This window comes from Variovorax sp. WDL1 (genome assembly GCF_001541225.1).
In the GTDB taxonomy this organism is placed as follows: Bacteria; Pseudomonadota; Gammaproteobacteria; order Burkholderiales; family Burkholderiaceae_C; genus Variovorax.
The window spans coordinates 17304-31791 of sequence record NZ_LMTS01000346.1 but is presented as its reverse complement, the minus strand read 5'-3'; the positions used below and the strand labels follow the sequence as shown (position 1 = coordinate 31791).

Annotated in this window: 20 protein-coding genes and 2 pseudogenes; 11 read left to right on the top strand and 11 right to left on the bottom strand. The window is 67.9% G+C overall.

Going from position 1 to position 14488, the window contains the following annotated elements; translation table 11 throughout:
• Positions 1-638, bottom strand: a pseudogene (locus tag APY03_RS45225) (YgiQ family radical SAM protein); the annotation flags it as partial.
• A gap of 149 nt (positions 639-787) precedes the next feature.
• Here APY03_RS45225 and APY03_RS38650 point away from each other — a divergent pair.
• Positions 788-1744 carry a bifunctional helix-turn-helix transcriptional regulator/GNAT family N-acetyltransferase gene (locus APY03_RS38650; protein WP_443082872.1) on the top strand — a complete coding sequence of 319 codons (957 nt, stop codon included), beginning with the start codon at positions 788-790 and terminating at the stop codon, positions 1742-1744.
• A 3-nt stretch (positions 1745-1747) separates the two neighbouring features.
• Here APY03_RS38650 and APY03_RS45220 read toward each other — a convergent pair.
• The 3 genes and pseudogenes from APY03_RS45220 to APY03_RS38640 all read right to left on the bottom strand — a co-directional run.
• Positions 1748-1846, bottom strand: a pseudogene (locus tag APY03_RS45220) (3-hydroxybutyrate dehydrogenase); the annotation flags it as partial.
• Positions 1847-1956: 110 nt separating this feature from the next.
• Positions 1957-3204: a patatin-like phospholipase family protein gene (locus tag APY03_RS38645; protein WP_102905370.1), complete on the bottom strand. Its 1248-nt coding sequence runs from the start codon at positions 3202-3204 to the stop codon at positions 1957-1959.
• Positions 3205-3271: 67 nt separating this feature from the next.
• On the bottom strand, positions 3272-3721 hold the full coding sequence (locus APY03_RS38640; RefSeq protein WP_068685968.1) for a CHRD domain-containing protein: 450 nt from the start codon (positions 3719-3721) through the stop codon (positions 3272-3274).
• Between the two features lie 107 nt (positions 3722-3828).
• Between APY03_RS38640 and APY03_RS38635 the strand changes: the two genes are divergently transcribed.
• Complete coding sequence (locus APY03_RS38635; RefSeq protein WP_068686138.1) at positions 3829-4380, top strand: DUF924 family protein; 552 nt, start codon at positions 3829-3831, stop codon at positions 4378-4380.
• An 11-nt stretch (positions 4381-4391) separates the two neighbouring features.
• Here the strand turns inward: APY03_RS38635 and APY03_RS38630 are convergent, their stop codons facing one another.
• The gene (locus APY03_RS38630; protein WP_068685966.1) at positions 4392-5279 is read right to left on the bottom strand and encodes a YihY/virulence factor BrkB family protein; all 888 of its coding nucleotides are present in this window, start codon (positions 5277-5279) and stop codon (positions 4392-4394) included.
• 88 nt (positions 5280-5367) lie between these two features.
• Here APY03_RS38630 and APY03_RS38625 point away from each other — a divergent pair, with 88 nt between their 5' ends.
• The 7 genes from APY03_RS38625 to APY03_RS38600 all read left to right on the top strand — a co-directional run bounded on the left by APY03_RS38625 (position 5368) and on the right by APY03_RS38600 (position 9327).
• Positions 5368-5955, top strand: a complete 588-nt coding sequence (locus APY03_RS38625; protein WP_068685964.1) for a chromate transporter — start codon at positions 5368-5370, stop codon at positions 5953-5955.
• 79 nt (positions 5956-6034) lie between these two features.
• A complete protein-coding gene (locus APY03_RS38620) occupies positions 6035-6634 on the top strand; it encodes a chromate transporter (RefSeq protein ID WP_068685962.1) in 600 nt (199 codons plus the stop codon).
• 19 nt (positions 6635-6653) lie between these two features.
• Positions 6654-7622: an aldo/keto reductase gene (locus tag APY03_RS38615; protein WP_068685960.1), complete on the top strand. Its 969-nt coding sequence runs from the start codon at positions 6654-6656 to the stop codon at positions 7620-7622.
• 96 nt (positions 7623-7718) lie between these two features.
• Positions 7719-7889, top strand: coding sequence for a SoxR reducing system RseC family protein (locus APY03_RS43060; protein WP_146039330.1), 171 nt, complete (start codon positions 7719-7721; stop codon positions 7887-7889).
• Between the two features lie 144 nt (positions 7890-8033).
• Positions 8034-8474, top strand: a complete 441-nt coding sequence (locus tag APY03_RS38610; protein ID WP_068685958.1) for an Hsp20/alpha crystallin family protein — start codon at positions 8034-8036, stop codon at positions 8472-8474.
• 13 nt (positions 8475-8487) lie between these two features.
• Positions 8488-8892, top strand: coding sequence for an Hsp20/alpha crystallin family protein (locus tag APY03_RS38605; RefSeq protein ID WP_068685956.1), 405 nt, complete (start codon positions 8488-8490; stop codon positions 8890-8892).
• A gap of 171 nt (positions 8893-9063) precedes the next feature.
• Entirely contained in the window at positions 9064-9327 is a 264-nt protein-coding gene (locus APY03_RS38600; protein WP_068685954.1) for a hypothetical protein, read from the top strand.
• Here APY03_RS38600 and rlmB read toward each other — a convergent pair whose 3' ends face one another.
• Positions 9328-10077, bottom strand: coding sequence for a 23S rRNA (guanosine(2251)-2'-O)-methyltransferase RlmB (gene rlmB / locus APY03_RS38595; protein WP_068685952.1), 750 nt, complete (start codon positions 10075-10077; stop codon positions 9328-9330).
• A gap of 33 nt (positions 10078-10110) precedes the next feature.
• Positions 10111-10818, bottom strand: a complete 708-nt coding sequence (locus tag APY03_RS38590; RefSeq protein ID WP_068685950.1) for an ABC transporter ATP-binding protein — start codon at positions 10816-10818, stop codon at positions 10111-10113.
• Between APY03_RS38590 and APY03_RS38585 the strand changes: the two genes are divergently transcribed.
• Positions 10793-11491, top strand: coding sequence for an arylesterase (locus APY03_RS38585; protein WP_083944939.1), 699 nt, complete (start codon positions 10793-10795; stop codon positions 11489-11491). The genes APY03_RS38590 and APY03_RS38585 overlap by 26 nt on opposite strands.
• 92 nt (positions 11492-11583) lie before the next feature.
• On the opposite strand, the gene APY03_RS38580 is transcribed toward APY03_RS38585, so the two are convergent.
• Together APY03_RS38580 and APY03_RS38575 are read right to left on the bottom strand one after the other, a co-directional pair.
• A complete protein-coding gene (locus APY03_RS38580) occupies positions 11584-11787 on the bottom strand; it encodes a hypothetical protein (protein WP_068685948.1) in 204 nt (67 codons plus the stop codon).
• Positions 11788-11856: 69 nt separating this feature from the next.
• Positions 11857-13050, bottom strand: coding sequence for a cystathionine beta-lyase (locus APY03_RS38575; protein WP_068685946.1), 1194 nt, complete (start codon positions 13048-13050; stop codon positions 11857-11859).
• Positions 13051-13119: 69 nt separating this feature from the next.
• Between APY03_RS38575 and APY03_RS38570 the strand changes: the two genes are divergently transcribed.
• Positions 13120-13563 (top strand): VOC family protein, encoded by a 444-nt coding sequence (locus APY03_RS38570; RefSeq protein WP_068685944.1) that lies wholly within the window; start codon positions 13120-13122, stop codon positions 13561-13563.
• A 13-nt stretch (positions 13564-13576) separates the two neighbouring features.
• Here the strand turns inward: APY03_RS38570 and APY03_RS38565 are convergent, their stop codons facing one another.
• Both APY03_RS38565 and APY03_RS45215 read right to left on the bottom strand, forming a co-directional pair.
• Complete coding sequence (locus APY03_RS38565; protein ID WP_068685942.1) at positions 13577-14101, bottom strand: phosphoribosyltransferase; 525 nt, start codon at positions 14099-14101, stop codon at positions 13577-13579.
• Between the two features lie 32 nt (positions 14102-14133).
• Positions 14134-14488 (bottom strand): adenylosuccinate synthetase (locus APY03_RS45215; RefSeq protein ID WP_232324572.1); only part of this gene is annotated, 355 nt, incomplete at its 5' end.

Sequence of the window (14488 nt, the reverse complement as noted above, 5' to 3'; positions counted from 1 at the left end):
GGGAGCCGGTGCGCGATCTCGACGATGGCGCGCTCGGCATTGCCGTACAGCAGCAGGTCGCACTTGGCGTCGACCACGATCGAGCGGCGCACCTTGTCCTGCCAGTAGTCGTAATGGGCGATGCGGCGCAGCGAGCCCTCGATGCCGCCGAGCACGATCGGCACGTCGTTCCAGGCTTCCTTGCAGCGCTGCGAATACACGATGGCCGCCCGGTCGGGCCGCCGGCCGCCGACATCGCCGGGCGTGTAGGCGTCGTCGCTGCGGATCTTCCGGTCTGCCGTGTAGCGGTTGATCATCGAGTCCATGTTGCCGGCGGTCACGCCGAAGAACAGGTTCGGTTTGCCCAGCGCCTTGAAGGGATCGGCGCTGTGCCAGTCGGGCTGCGCGATGATGCCCACGCGGAAGCCCTGCGCCTCCAGCATCCGGCCGATCACCGCCATGCCGAAGCTGGGGTGGTCGACATAGGCGTCGCCGGTGACGATCACGACGTCGCAGCTGTCCCAGCCCAGCGCCTCCATCTCGGCGCGGGAGGTGGGCAGGAACCTGGCCGTGCCGAAGCGGGCCGCCCAGTACTTGCGGTAGCTGGTCAGCGGCTTCGCGGCGCGCGTGAAAAAGGAGACGTCGACGGGGGCGTTCATGTGGGAGGAGCGGCAGGCAGGCCGCGGTGGCCCGGATTCGGGCAACCCGCGATTTTACGGGCTCGGGACTTGCCGTGCCCTCGCAAAGGCCATGTCGGGTGAGCGGGGGTTGCGTCAGTTACTTGCCTCAGTCAATCAATCCATTGACAATGGCATTCATGCCCGCCGAGTCCTCCACCACGCCGGACGTCGCCGCCGTCAAGGCCGTGCGCCAGTTCAACCGCTTCTACACCCGCCGCATCGGCGCGCTCGACCCCTACCTGGGCAGCGACATGTCTCTTACCGACGTGCGGGTGCTCTACGAGCTTGCGCACCGGGAGCAGGCCGTGGCCAGCGAGATCGCGAAGGACCTGGGCCTGGACGGCGGCTATCTCAGCCGCATCCTGCGCCGCTTCGAGGGCGCCGGCTGGCTCGCTCGCGAGACGCATCCGCGCGATGCGCGCCAGAGCCTGCTGCGCCTGACCGAGGCGGGCCACGCCGCTTTCGCCCCGTTGCAGCAGAAGTCGCGCGACGAGGCCCATGCCCTGCTCGCTTCGCTCACGGCGCCGCAGCAGCGCCGGTTGATCGATGCCATGCACACGATGCAGGCGCTGATCGCGCCCGAAGCCAGCGCGCCCGCCAAGCCACGCACCGCAGTGCTGCGCGACCCGCAGCCGGGCGATATCGGCTGGGTGGTGCAGCAGCACGGCGAGCTCTACGCCCGCGAGTACGGCTGGAACAGCGAGTTCGAGGCACTCGTAGCCGAGATTGCCGGCGAGTTCCTGCGCAAGTTCCAGCCCGAATGGGAGCATTGCTGGATCGCCGAACTCGACGGCGAGCGCGTGGGCGCCGTGTTCCTGGTGCGCAAGTCAGCCACCGTGGCGCAGCTGCGCCTCTTGATCCTGACGCCGCAGGCGCGCGGCCTGGGCCTGGGCGCGCGCCTGACCGACGAATGCATCGCCTTCGCGCGCCGCAAGGGCTACAGGAAGATGGTGCTGTGGACCAACAGCTGCCTGCTGGCCGCACGCCACATCTACGCGATGCGCGGCTTCGAATTGGTCAAGTCCGAACCCTACGAGGGCTTCGGCCAGCAGCTGGTGGGCGAGACCTGGGAGCTGAAACTCTAGGGCCTACTGCATGAACCAGCCATGGCTCACCACCAGGGACTGCCCGGTAAGCGCATTGGTCGGGAAGGCGGCGAACAGCAGCGCCACGCGCGTCAGCTGATCAGGATGTCGATGCCGCCGAAGCCTTGGCGGCCTCCTCGACGGCCGCGTCGACCTGCTCTTCGCTGGTGACGTCGACACCGACGCCGATGGCCTGCGCGCCGCTCTCGTTGTCAGCGCACCGTGGCCGGGGCGGCCGGGGCGGCCGGGGCGGCCGGGGCGGCCGGTATTTTCATCGGGTGGCGAACGCGTCGTTCCTGGGGTTCGGCGAGGTCGAAGGTGGTGACGCCGTTGGCCTGCCCGGCGGCGCGCAGCCAGTCCGGATGCTCCAGCGTGTTGCAGATGTCGCGCAACCCGGCGTCCCAGTGCTCGTCCACCGAGGCCCGCGAGAACTCGTAGTCCTTGGAGTCGAGCTCGTAGGGCTTGTCACGGTAGATCAGGTGCACGATCTCGATCGGCTGGTGCGTGAGGTGCGCGCACACCGCGGCAACGCTGGCATCCTTGCGCAGCGAGGCGGGCAGCTTGGCGATCAGGTCGGCCACCGCCTGCTGCAGGTTCATGTTCGAGGCCAGCGCGTCGGTGTTCATGCGGGTGCGGCTCGAGTAGGTGATGTCCTTCTGCCGCTCCAGGGCCTCGGCCAGGGTGCGCGGCATGCTGCCACGGGCGCTGAACAGGTCCACCTGCAGCACCATGAGCGGCTCGGTGCGCGGATGGGTGTCGAGCACGTACTGCAGCGGCGTGTTGGAGACGATGCCGCCATCCCAGTAGTCCTCCCCGTCGATATGCACGGGCGCGAAGCCGGGTGGAAGGGCGCCGCTGGCCATGATGTGCTCGGGGCCGATGCGTTGCTGGGTGTTGTCGAAGTAGACCGAGTTGCCGCTGCGTACGTTGACCGCGCCAACGCTCAGTCGGATGTCGCAGTCGTTGATGCGATCGAAGTCCACCAACCGCTCGAGCGTGGACTTCAGGGGCGAGGTGTCGTAGTAGCTCAGCACCGGGGCCGCGCCCCCGAGCAGCAGCGTCGGGTCGCGCCGCGGCGTGAAGAAGCCCGGCACGCCGAACATTGCCGTCGAATGGGCGCTCCACTGGTTGAAGAGCGTGCGGTCGCTCCAGCCCGGCGGCAACCGTTGTACCGGGCCCGAGGACACGAGGTCCCAGAACTCGCGCAGGCGCGCCACGCGCAGGTCAGGCGGGTTGCCGGCGATCAGGGCGGCATTGATCGCGCCGATCGAAACGCCCGCCACCCAGTCGAGCGCCTTGTGCTCCTCGTAAATGCCGGCATAGACGCCGGCCTGGTAGGCACCGAGGGCGCCGCCGCCCTGCAGCACGAGCGCCTTCCCGGCGGCCGTGATGTCGACGCGGGGGATGGGACGATGGGAGGAGGAACCGTTGGTCTTCTTGCTGGGCGTGATGGTGCGCATGGACGGATTTGACACCATGCGCCGCCCACGGAGTTCCCGGAAGCGGGCATCCCCAACGGCCGGCGCCCTACATCTTGGGCAGCAGTTGCCCCCGGATCTCGCCGTTGGGATTGGCGGCGGTGTGGATGTTGGCGTACCACCGGCCCGCCATCAGGTCGGCGGCCTGGGCCGGGGTGAGCGTGGCCTGGCCCTCGATGGGGCTTGCAGGATTCGCGAAGGGCAGTACCACGCCCGCGTTCGCGCCGGCGGCAGCGGGGCCGTGAAAATGCGCCGCCGTGGCCGGGCCGCTCAGTCCGGCATAGCTGATCTTGTACTTGAGGACATTGGTGTCCTTGTTGAGCCAGGCCTCGGCCAGGCCGCTGCCGCGCGTCATGTTGGGCGGCACCTGGCTGGCTGCGTTCATGCTGCCGCTGAAGCTCGCCGTGTTGGACCTGGACATCATGCCGCAGCCCGCGAGAGCGGCGGTGGCCACGCCGGTCACGAGGGCGGCGCGCAAGAGGTTGGCAGTTCGGTTCATTCGCGGATCTCCATAGTTGCGGGAGCGAACAGCATAGGCACCGCGAGTTGCGCGGCGTGTCGGCCACGAGCGCGTCTTGGACGGCAGGCGATGGCATCATCCGGCGCATGACGACTGTTCCCCTGCCCTGCGCACACGAGGTCGCCGCCTTCTGGCGCGACGCTGGTCCCTCCCACTGGTTCGCGAAGGACGAGGCCTTCGATGCCGAGTTCAAGGCGCGCTTCGAAGCCGCGCACCACGCTGCCGCCACCGGCGCCCTCGACGCCTGGGCCAGCGAGGCCGAAGGCGCACTGGCGCTGCTGGTGTTGCTGGACCAGTTCCCGCGCAACGCCTGGCGCGGCAGCGCCCACATGTTCGCCACGGACGGCAAGGCCCGCGCGATTGCACACGCAGCCATCGAAGCCGGGCTCGACCGGCAGGTGGACGATGTGCTGCGGCCCTTCTTCTACCTGCCATTCATGCATTCGGAATCGCTGGCCGACCAGGAGCGCTCGGTCGCGCTGAATGCTGCGTCGGACGCCAATACGCAGCGATTTGCGGTGCTGCATCGCGACATCATCGCGCGCTTCGGGCGCTTCCCGCATCGCAATCCGATGCTCGGGCGCGAGACCACGCCGCAGGAGCAGGCGTACCTCGACCAGGGCGGCTTCGCCGGCTAGTGCCTGACCGTTCAGCGCGTCGGAGTGGACGGCGCATCCGGCCGCGCGACATGCCGCAGCGACCCGAACTTGTGCGCGTACACCCATGTGAACTCGGCGCCGAGCAGAAAAATCTGCGCGGAGTAGTAGACCCAGACCAGCACCACCACCAGCGACCCCGCCGCGCCGTAGCCCGAGGCGACGCTGCTCTTGCCGATGTACAGGCCGATCAGGTACTTGCCGATGGTGAACAGCAGCGCCGTGACCGCCGCGCCCACCCATACGTCGCGCCACTGCACACGCACGCGAGGCATGAATTTGTAGATCATGGCAAAGCCCACCGTGATCATGACGAAGCTGAGGCAGAAGTCGACTGCCTGCCCCAGCATGGCCCAGCGCCCGAAGACGGGTGCCCACCACTTGCCCAACGCCGCCAGCGCAGCGCTCGCCACCAGCGAAACCATCAGCAGGAAGCCCAGGCCCATGATCAGGCTGAAGGACAGCAGCCGCACGCGCAGCAGCTTCAGCCAGCCGCTGCCGTCGTCGCGCGCCGGCGCGCGCCAGATGCGATCGAGCGCGTCCTGCAGTTCCCCGAAAACGGTGGTCGCGCCGACTACCAGCAGCGCAATGCCGATCACGGTCGCGATGATCCCCTCCTTCGGCTTGTTGACGGACTCGAGCATGCCCTGCACCGCCCGCGCGCCCTGCTCTCCCATCAGGCCGGAGAGCTGGACCATGATCTCGCCGCGCGCGGCCTCCTGGCCGAAGACCAGGCCCGCGACGGAGATCACGATCAGCAGCAGGGGCGCCACGGAGAACACCGTGTAGTAGGCCAGGGCGGCGCCCATGCTCGGTGCGTAGTCGGCCTTCCATGAAAGAACTGCCTGCTTGAAGAGGTCGAAGAGTGCACGCGCCTGCATGTCCGCGAGTGTCGCAGCATGTGCGCTGGAGCGCGCGCCGGCGCCTTCGGAGCCGATGCCGGCCGCGCTGCAACCATAATCGTGCGCGATGCATCCGCCCCCTCCCCTCGCGGCGCAATCCGACCGCCCGCGCCCCAGTTCCGTCCGCGACCTGTTTGTCTCCTTCACCTGGCTGGCGCTGCAAGGCTTCGGCGGCGTGCTCGCCATCGTGCAGCGCGAGATGGTCGAGAAGAAGCGGTGGCTGACAGCCGACGAGTTCCTCGAGGACTGGGCGGTGGCCCAGGTGCTGCCCGGCCCGAACGTGATCAACCTCGCCCTGATGATCGGCGACCGCCATTTCGGTCTGCGCGGTGCGATCGCCGCCGTGGCCGGCATGCTGACCGTGCCTCTCGGCGTGATCCTGGTGCTGGCGCTGCTGTATGCGCACCATGCCGGGAACCCGCAGGTCGCCGGCGCGCTGCGCGGCATGGGGGCGGTAGCCGGCGGGCTGATCGCGGCCACCGGCATCAAGTTGATGCCCGCACTGCGGCGCCATCCGCTGGGCTTCGGCGTCTGCCTGGGCATCGTGGTGCTGGTCTTCGGTGCCATCGCCTTCGCGCGCATCCCGCTGGGCTGGGTGCTGCTGGTCGTCGGCGGCGCTGCGTGCGTGTGGACCTGGAAGAGGATTGCGCCATGAGCATCGCCGGGCCGCGCCAAGATGCGAAAGCCCCCTCGGGGGGCAGCGAGGACACGCCAGTGCCGGGCGTGGGGGCCTCATGACCATCGTGATGCACTGGCAGGACTGGCTCGGTCTGTTCGGCCAATACCTGATGCTGTCGATGATGTCGATCAGCGGCGCCATCACGACCGTGCCCGACATGCACCGCTACCTGGTCGACCGGCACGGCTGGCTGACGGACGCGCAGTTCAACTCCTCGGTCGCGATCGCGCAGGCGGCGCCCGGCCCCAACGTGCTCTTCGTCGCGCTGATGGGATGGAACGTCGGCATCAACGCCGGCGGCGGCATCGGCGCCGGCCCACAGGCATGGGCGCTGGGCCTGCTCGGCCTGACCGTCACCATGGTCGGCATCATGCTGCCGAGCACCACCCTGACCTATGTCGCGACACGCTGGGGCCACCGCAACCGCGACCGGCGCGAGGTGCGCGCCTTCAAGCAGGGCATGGCGCCGGTGGTCGTGGGCCTGCTGGTCGCCACCGGCTGGGTGCTGGCGGCCGGTAACCCTGCCGGCAACGCGCCTGCCTGGCACCTCTGGCTGCTGTCCGGCGCGGTGGCCTTTATCGTCTGGCGCACCCGCATCCACCTGCTGTGGCTGCTGGGCGCCGGCGCACTGCTGGGCGCCTTCGGCTTCATCTGAACTTCCTGGGAAAGCATCCATGCAACTTCGCCCCCTCGGCCGTTCCGGCCTCCAGGTCTCGCCGCTGGCCTTCGGCGGCAACGTCTTCGGCTGGACGGTGGACGAGAAGCTCTCGCTGCGCCTGCTCGACGCATGGCTCGATGCAGGCTTCAACTTCGTGGATACCGCTGACGTCTACTCCAGCTGGGTGCCCGGCCACAGCGGCGGAGAGTCCGAAGCGATCATCGGCAAATGGCTGCGCCAGAGCGGCAAGCGCAACCACGTGGTGCTGGCGACCAAGGTCGGCAAGCCCATGGGCGAAGGCATGAAGGGCCTGTCGCCGGCCTACATCCGCCAGGCCGTGGACGCCTCGCTCAAGCGCCTGCAGACCGACCACATCGACCTGTACCAGTCGCACGACGACGACGCCGACACGCCGCTGGCTGACACGCTCGGCGCCTTCGCCGAGCTGATCAAGGCCGGCAAGGTGCGCGCCATCGGCGCCTCGAACTACAGCGCGCCGCGGCTGGCCGAGGCGCTGGACGTCGCCGAGCGCCAGGGCCTGCCGCGCTACGAGAGCCTGCAGCCGCTCTACAACCTGTACGACCGCGCGGTGTTCGAAGAGGCGCTGGAGCCGCTGTGCCTCGAGCGCGGCGTCGCCGTGATCAACTTCTACGCACTGGCGGCCGGCTTCCTGACCGGCAAGTACCGCAGCGAAGCCGACGCGGCCAAGAGCGCGCGTGGCGCCAGCACGACCAAGAAGTACCTGAATCCGCGCGGCCTGCGCATCCTGGGAGCGCTCGACGAAGTCGCCAAGACGCGCGGCGCGACGCCCGGCCAGGTAGCTCTCGCCTGGCAGATCGCCCGTCCGAGCATCACGGCGCCGATCGCCAGCGCCACATCGATCCAGCAGCTCCACGACCTGGCGGCCGCGGCGCAGTTGTCGCTGGACGCCGAGGCGATCGCGCTGATCGACCAGGCAAGCGCCGAGGCCGTAACGCCGCGATAGGTAGGTCCACGCCGACACGCGTTGGCGGCTGTTGCCCTTGCATCGCATGCACCGCACGCCGAGACTGTTTCCATCTTCATTTCGGGGAAACAAGACATGTCCTTCGCGCTCTACATGATCGGCTTCCTGCTCTTCCTGGCCGGCTTGGCCTGGGGTGCCTCGGTCATGGGCGTTCCGACGCTCTATATCGGCATCGGCGCCCTCATCCTGCTGGGCATTGGCATCTTCAGTGCGGTCGGGCGTACGCGCAGCAAGGATCCTTCGTAGCGCTTCGTACCCGGCACCGCCAGCGCGCCAGGGTGGCGCAGGCGGCCTCTTGAAAACCGTGGCATTCGCTCCTACTTCCTCCACCGGAAGCGCCGGAGGCCTCTCCGACGCTCCGTCTGGTTCAACCGTAAGGAGGTTTTCGCCATGTATCGATCCTTGTTTCCGCGCGACCTGTTCGCCGAGATGGATCGCCTGCAACGCGAAATGCAGCAGGCATTCGATCTGTCTCCAAGCATCCGGGGACTGGGCCGCGGCGGGTTCCCCGCCCTGAACGTTGGCGGCACGCCGCAGACGATCGAGATCTACGCCTTCGCACCCGGCCTCGATCCGGCCAAGATCGACATCCAGCTCGACCGTGGCCTGCTGACCGTGTCCGGCGAGCGCCCGTCGACCTTGCCGTCATCGGAGGACTCGAAGTCCACCGTGCACATCAACGAGCGCTTCGCGGGCAGCTTCCGGCGGATGCTGACCCTGCCCGACGATGCCGACCCGGACGCGATCAAGGCCGACTATCGCGACGGCGTGCTGCACGTCACCGTCCAGCGGCGTGCGTCCGCGCAGCCGCGCCGCATCACGATCCAGTGAAAGGAGCAGCGACATGAACGAAGTTGACACTGTCCGCTCGAGCACCCCCTCCACCGTCACGCGGAAGGACAGGCCGGGCTACGGCGAAGCGGCCCTGACGCCGCCCGTCGACGTGGTGGAGGATGCCACCGGGATCACGCTGTATGCCGACCTTCCCGGCGTTACGAAGGAAAAGCTCCATCTGCAGGTGGAGTCCGACACCCTCACCATCGACGCAGAATCGGACCTGAGCGTGCCGGAGAAGCTGCAGTCGAGCCACACGGAAGTCGGTCTCGCGCGTTTTCGCCGCGTCTTCACCCTGAGCAAGGAGCTCGACACCGAGAAGGTTTCGGCCGAGCTGGCACGGGGTGTGCTGACTCTGCGCATCCCCAAGGTGGCCCAGGCACAGCCCCGGCGCATCGACATCGCAGTCAACTGACTGGCGCGTCGGCTCGCCCCTTGACGCGGCTTTGATCTGGCGCAAGGGGCTGCGCCCCCGGGGCGTTAAGCTGTCGCACGGACCCAAGCGGTCCGTGCGGCATTGCATGAGCCCGTGCAGGGTGGCCGTGATCCTTGGCCGAGAGAACAGAGAGAGCGAGGAATATAGGCAATGAACGATGACGGCGAGGTCAAGCGCTTCGTGTACGAGGCCTGGGAGGTCCGCGTGTGCCTGAACGCGGTGGCTGTCGAAGGACAGGCCTCGGGTCACGCGGATCTGTGGCGCGATGGCGAGCACAAGTGCCGCGTTGCCTTGAGCGGCCGTTTCGAGGACGCCGCAAGCGCCTCCGACGCGCTGGAGCGCAAGGCGAAGGCCTGGGTCGACGACTGGAAGGCCCGCGATCACTCGGGCGAGACGGGCTTCGCCAGCCTGTGATCAGCCGCTGCTGCGCTGCCGCATCGCCTCGTAGAGGCACACCCCGCTCGCGACGGAGACGTTGAGGCTTTCCACCGCGCCGGCCATCGGGATGCGCACCAGTTCATCGCAGGTCTTGCGGGTCAGCTGGCGCATGCCCTCGCCCTCGGCTCCGAGCACCAGCGCGAGGGGCCGCCGGAAATCGCTCTGGTAGAGCGTCCCGGGGGCATCGTCGCTGGTGCCCACGCACCAGATGTTGCGCTCCTTCAGTTCGTTCAGCGTGCGCGCCAGGTTGGTGACCATGAAGTAGGGCACGGTCTCCGCGGCGCCGCTCGCGACCTTGGCGACGGTGGCGTTGATGCCCGCCGCGTGGTCCTTGGGGGCGACCACCGCATGCACGCCGGCGCCGTCGGCCACGCGCAGGCAGGCGCCCAGGTTGTGCGGATCGGTGACGCCGTCGAGCACCAGCAGCAGCGGCATCGTGCCGGCGGCCTCGAGGTCCTCGAGCAGTTCGTCGAGCGAACGCGTCTGGGCGATCGGCTGCACCCGCGCTGCGACGCCCTGGTGCCCATGACTGCCGCTGAGCTTGGCCAGGCGCAGTCCGTCTGCCTCGATCAGGCGCACGCCGGCCTCCTGCGCGCGAGTGACGAACTGACGCATGCGGGCATCGCGACGGCTGGCGTCGAACAGCACCTCGATCACCGATTGCGGCGCGGTCTTGATGCGCACGCCCACGGCATGAAAGCCGAAGATCACTTTGGGGGAAGACATGGCGGGATTATCGAGCCCGCCCCGCGAGCACCCTCAGACGTCTTGATCGCCCTGGTCGTCGAAGCCCACGCGCCCGGCCTCGATGGTGATGCGCCGCTCGCACCGGGCGGCGATGCCGCGGTCGTGCGTCACGAGCACGAGGGTGGTGCCCAGTTCGCGGTTGAGGTCGAACATCAGCCGCATCACCTGCTCGCCGGTAGCGAAGTCCAGGCTGCCGGTGGGCTCGTCGGCCAGCAGCAGCGCGGGCTGGACGACGAAGGCACGGGCCAGCGCCACCCGCTGCTGCTCGCCGCCGGAGAGCACCTTGGGATAGTGGTTGAGACGCTGGCCGAGGCCGACGCGGCCCAGCATCTCGGTTGCGGCCTTGCGCGCATCCCGGCGGTCGGCCAGCTCGAGCGGCAGCATCACGTTCTCGAGGGCGCTGAGATTGCCCAGCAGCTGGAAGCTCTGGAACACGAAGCCGACCTTGCGTGCCCGTAGCGCTGCACGCTCGTCTTCGTCGATGGCGAACAAGTCTTCGCCGGCCAGCTTGACGGTGCCCCGGGTCGGCGTGTCCAGTCCGGCCACGATGGACAGCAGGGTGCTCTTGCCCGAGCCGGAGGCGCCGACGATGGCGGCGGTCTCGCGCTCGCCCAACGTGAAGTCGATGTCCTGCAGAATATCCAGCGTCCCGGCGGAGTCGGTGACCGACTTGAAGACATGTTCAACGGCGACAATGGCAGCGGGTGGGATCGAGGACATTGAAAAGGGTTTGCGCGTGGTGAATCGACGTCACTTTATCTTGACCGGCACCGTGGCCGGTTTCGCGGGGTATTGGCCCGTGGCCCAGGCCCAGGCCGCGGCCTCCCGCAAGCCGTTGATCCTGGTCGTCGGCGACTCGCTGTCCGCCGAGTACGGCCTCAAGCGCGGCGAGGGCTGGGTGCCGCTGCTCGAGAAGCGGCTGGCCGAGCAGAAGATCGCGGCCACGGTCGTCAACGCCAGCATCAGCGGCGACACCACGGCCGGCGGCCGGGCGCGACTGGCGGCTTTGCTGTCGCAGCACAAGCCGACGCACTTGCTGCTCGAACTGGGCGGCAACGACGCGCTGCGGGGCCTTTCGCTCTCGAGCACCGAGGACAACCTCACGCAGATGACCAAGGCCGCACAGGCGGCCGGTGCCCAGGTGGTGATCGTCGGCATCCAGGTACCGCCGAACTACGGCAGCGACTACACGCGGCGCTTCGAAGCAATCTTCGCCAAGGTGGCCAGCAGCACGAAGGCGGCGCTGGTGCCCTTCCTGCTCAAGGGCGTCGTCGACGGCCCCGAGGCGGCGACGCTGTTCCAGCCCGACCGCATCCATCCCACGGCCGCCGCTCAGCCGCGCATGCTGGACAACGTATGGCCCGTGCTGCGCAAGCTGCTTCCATCCAAGTGACGTGAAGCGACAGGCACAAAAAAAGCCGCTGCAGGTTTCGCCTGCGGCGGCTTTTTTCCACTGATCGGGGTGCCGAGCGGTGTCGGAGCGGCTCAGCCGTCCTTGGTCGGCAGATCCGGCACGGTAGGCGGATCGCGTTCCAGCGAGGCGACATCGGTTTCGGGGTCGCCCGGCGCAAGACCTTCGCTGCTGGGGTTCAGCTTGCGAGCGGCTTTTTCGCGCGCCTTTTCTTCCTTCTTCTTCTTCTTGGCCAACTCCTTCTGACGCTTCTCGTAGCCGTAGTTCGGTGTTGCCACGTGTACTCCTTCCTGAAAGGCAGTCCCGGTGACTGCGCGTTCCCCACTGTACGCGATAAAGGGGCCGGTTCAGAGGGCCGCGAGGGCCTGCTCCAGGTCGGCGCGCAGGTCCTCGGCGTCCTCCAGCCCGACCGAGAAGCGCACCAGCGTGCCCTTGTGCGGCCAGTGCGAGACGCCCGTGTCGCGCATCAGGCCGATGTCGTAGGGCACGACCAGGCTGATCGGCCCGCCCCAGGAATAGCCGAGCCTGAACAGCTTCAGGCTGTCGCAGAAGCGGTCGACCTGCGCGGCGCTGTAGCGGGCATCGAACACCACGGAGAACAGGCCTGCCGCCAGGTCGGTGGCACCGCACAGCCGCAGCCAGTTCGCATGGCCTGGCGAGCCTTCGAGCGCCGGATGCAGCACCTGCGCGATCTCGGCACGATCGGCCAGCCAGCGGGCCAGCTCGCGTGCACTGCGGTCGTGCGCCTCGTAGCGCAGCGCAATGCTGGGCAGCGAACGCAACAGCGCCTCCACGTCCCCTACGCCGACACCGAAGCCCATGCGCATGTGGCTGAGCTTGAGCGCGCGGTGCAGCCGATCGTCACGCGTCACGACGCTGCCCATCAGCACGTCGCCGCCGCCGCTCGGGTACTTGGTGAGCGCATGGATCGAGATGTCGACGCCCTGCCCGCTGCCATTGAAGTCGAAGGGAGCGAAGGCAAGGCCTGCACCCCAGGTGTTGTCCAGGGCCGTGAGCACGCCGCGGGCGCGGCAGACCGCCGCCAGCGCCGGCAGGTCCGGAAACTCCATCGTGACCGAGCCGGCCGCCTCCATCCACACCAGGCGGGTGCGCTCCGAGAGTTTGGCCGCGAGATCGGTCGGATTCATCGAGTCGTAGAGCCGGTGCGTGATGCCGAAATTGGCCAGCTCCCCCGTGCACAGCGCCTTGTTCGGGCCGTAGGCGTTGTCCGGAAGCAGGACCTCGTCGCCGGTCTTCAGGAAGGCGAATGCCACCAGCGCAATTGCCGCCAGGCCGCTGGGTGCAAGCAGGCATTCGGTGCCTCCTTCCAGCGTGGCCAGCCGCTCTTCGAGGGTGAAGGTGGTGGGCGTGCCATGCAGGCCGTAGGTGTAGCCGGCCTTGGTCTTCCAGTCGCGGGCGCGCATGGCCGCGACATCGGCGAAGAACACGGTCGACGCCTTGTAGACGCCCGGCTGCGGCGCGGCGAAGTTCGCGGGGGGCTGGTAGGGATGGTGGATCAGTTCGGTGATGGGCTTGGGCATGCCGCCATGCTAGTCGACGCCTGCCCGCTGGCGCCCGACAATGGCCCCTGCTGCTGACAGGAGGCCCCGATGGCAATCCATGAACTCTTCGCCTACCTCTGCGTGAACGACAGCGCCAAGGCCATCGCCTGGTACGGCGAGGTCTTCGGCGCGACCGAAAAATTCAGGCTGACCGAGCCCAGCGGCCGCATCGGCCATGCCGAGGTCGACTTCGGCGGCACCACGCTGATGCTGTGCGACGAATTTCCCGAGTACGGCATCCGCGGCCCCCGGAGCACCGGCGCGACCTCGGTGACGATCCACCTGCATGTGGACGACGCCGATGCGGTGGTCGAGCGCGCGCTGAAGGCCGGCGCGGAGCTCGACATCGCAGTGCAGGATCAGTTCTACGGCGAGCGCTCGGGGTCCTTTCGGGACCCCTTCGGTCACCGCTGGAACATCGGCCACAGCATCGAGCAGCTGTCGACCGAGGAGATGCAGCGGCGCTATACCGAGCTGCTGAAGCAGCAGTAAGGCCTTGGCGTCTTCAGACCGACCACTTCTCGATCAGCTTCTCCGCACCGAGCGAGTCGTAGCCCTCGAAGGGCTGGTGGATCCAGGGATTTGTGGGCAGGTACTCGACCGAGTAATCGGGCGTGAAGGTCGACAGCGCCTTGGTCCAGATGACGGCGCTGCGCAGCTCGCTGATCGGCGCGTAGTTGCTCTTGAGCATCTCCACCACGGCATGCAGCGTGTGGCCGGAGTCGGCCAGGTCGTCCACCAGCAGCACGCGGCCGGCGATCTCGCCCTTGGGGGTGGTGATGTAGCGCGCGATGTCCAGGTGGCCCTGGACCGTGCCGGCATCCGCCCGGTAGGAGCTGGTCGACATGATGGCCAGCGGCTTGTCGAAGATGCGCGACAGCACGTCGCCCGGCCGCATGCCGCCGCGTGCCAGGCACAGGATGGTGTCGAACTGCCAGCCCGACTGGTGCACCTTGATCGCGAGCTTCTCGATCAGGTTGTGGTACTCGTCATAGCTCACGTACAGGTGTTTGCCGTCTTCAGTCAGCATGGGATGCCATCTCCTCGGGGTGGGTCGGTCGTTCAATCTGCCAGGTAGGGGTGCCGCATCATGATCGTGTGATCGCGGTCCGGGCTGGTCGACACCATGTGGATCGGCACGCCGGTGACCTGCTCGATGCGCTGCAGGTAGAGCCGCGCGTTGACCGGCAGCTTGTCGTACTGCGTGACGCCCACGGTGCTCTCGGTCCAGCCCTCGAGCTTCTCGTAGACAGGGGTGCAGCGCTCGATCTCGTCGGCGCCCAGCGGCAGGATGTCGGTGTACTCGCCGTCCAGCTCGTAGCCGGTGCACAGTTGCAGCTCCTTCAGGCCGTCCAGCACGTCCAGCTTGGTGATGCACAGGCCGGAGAGCCCGTTGACCTGCGCCGAGCGCTTGAGG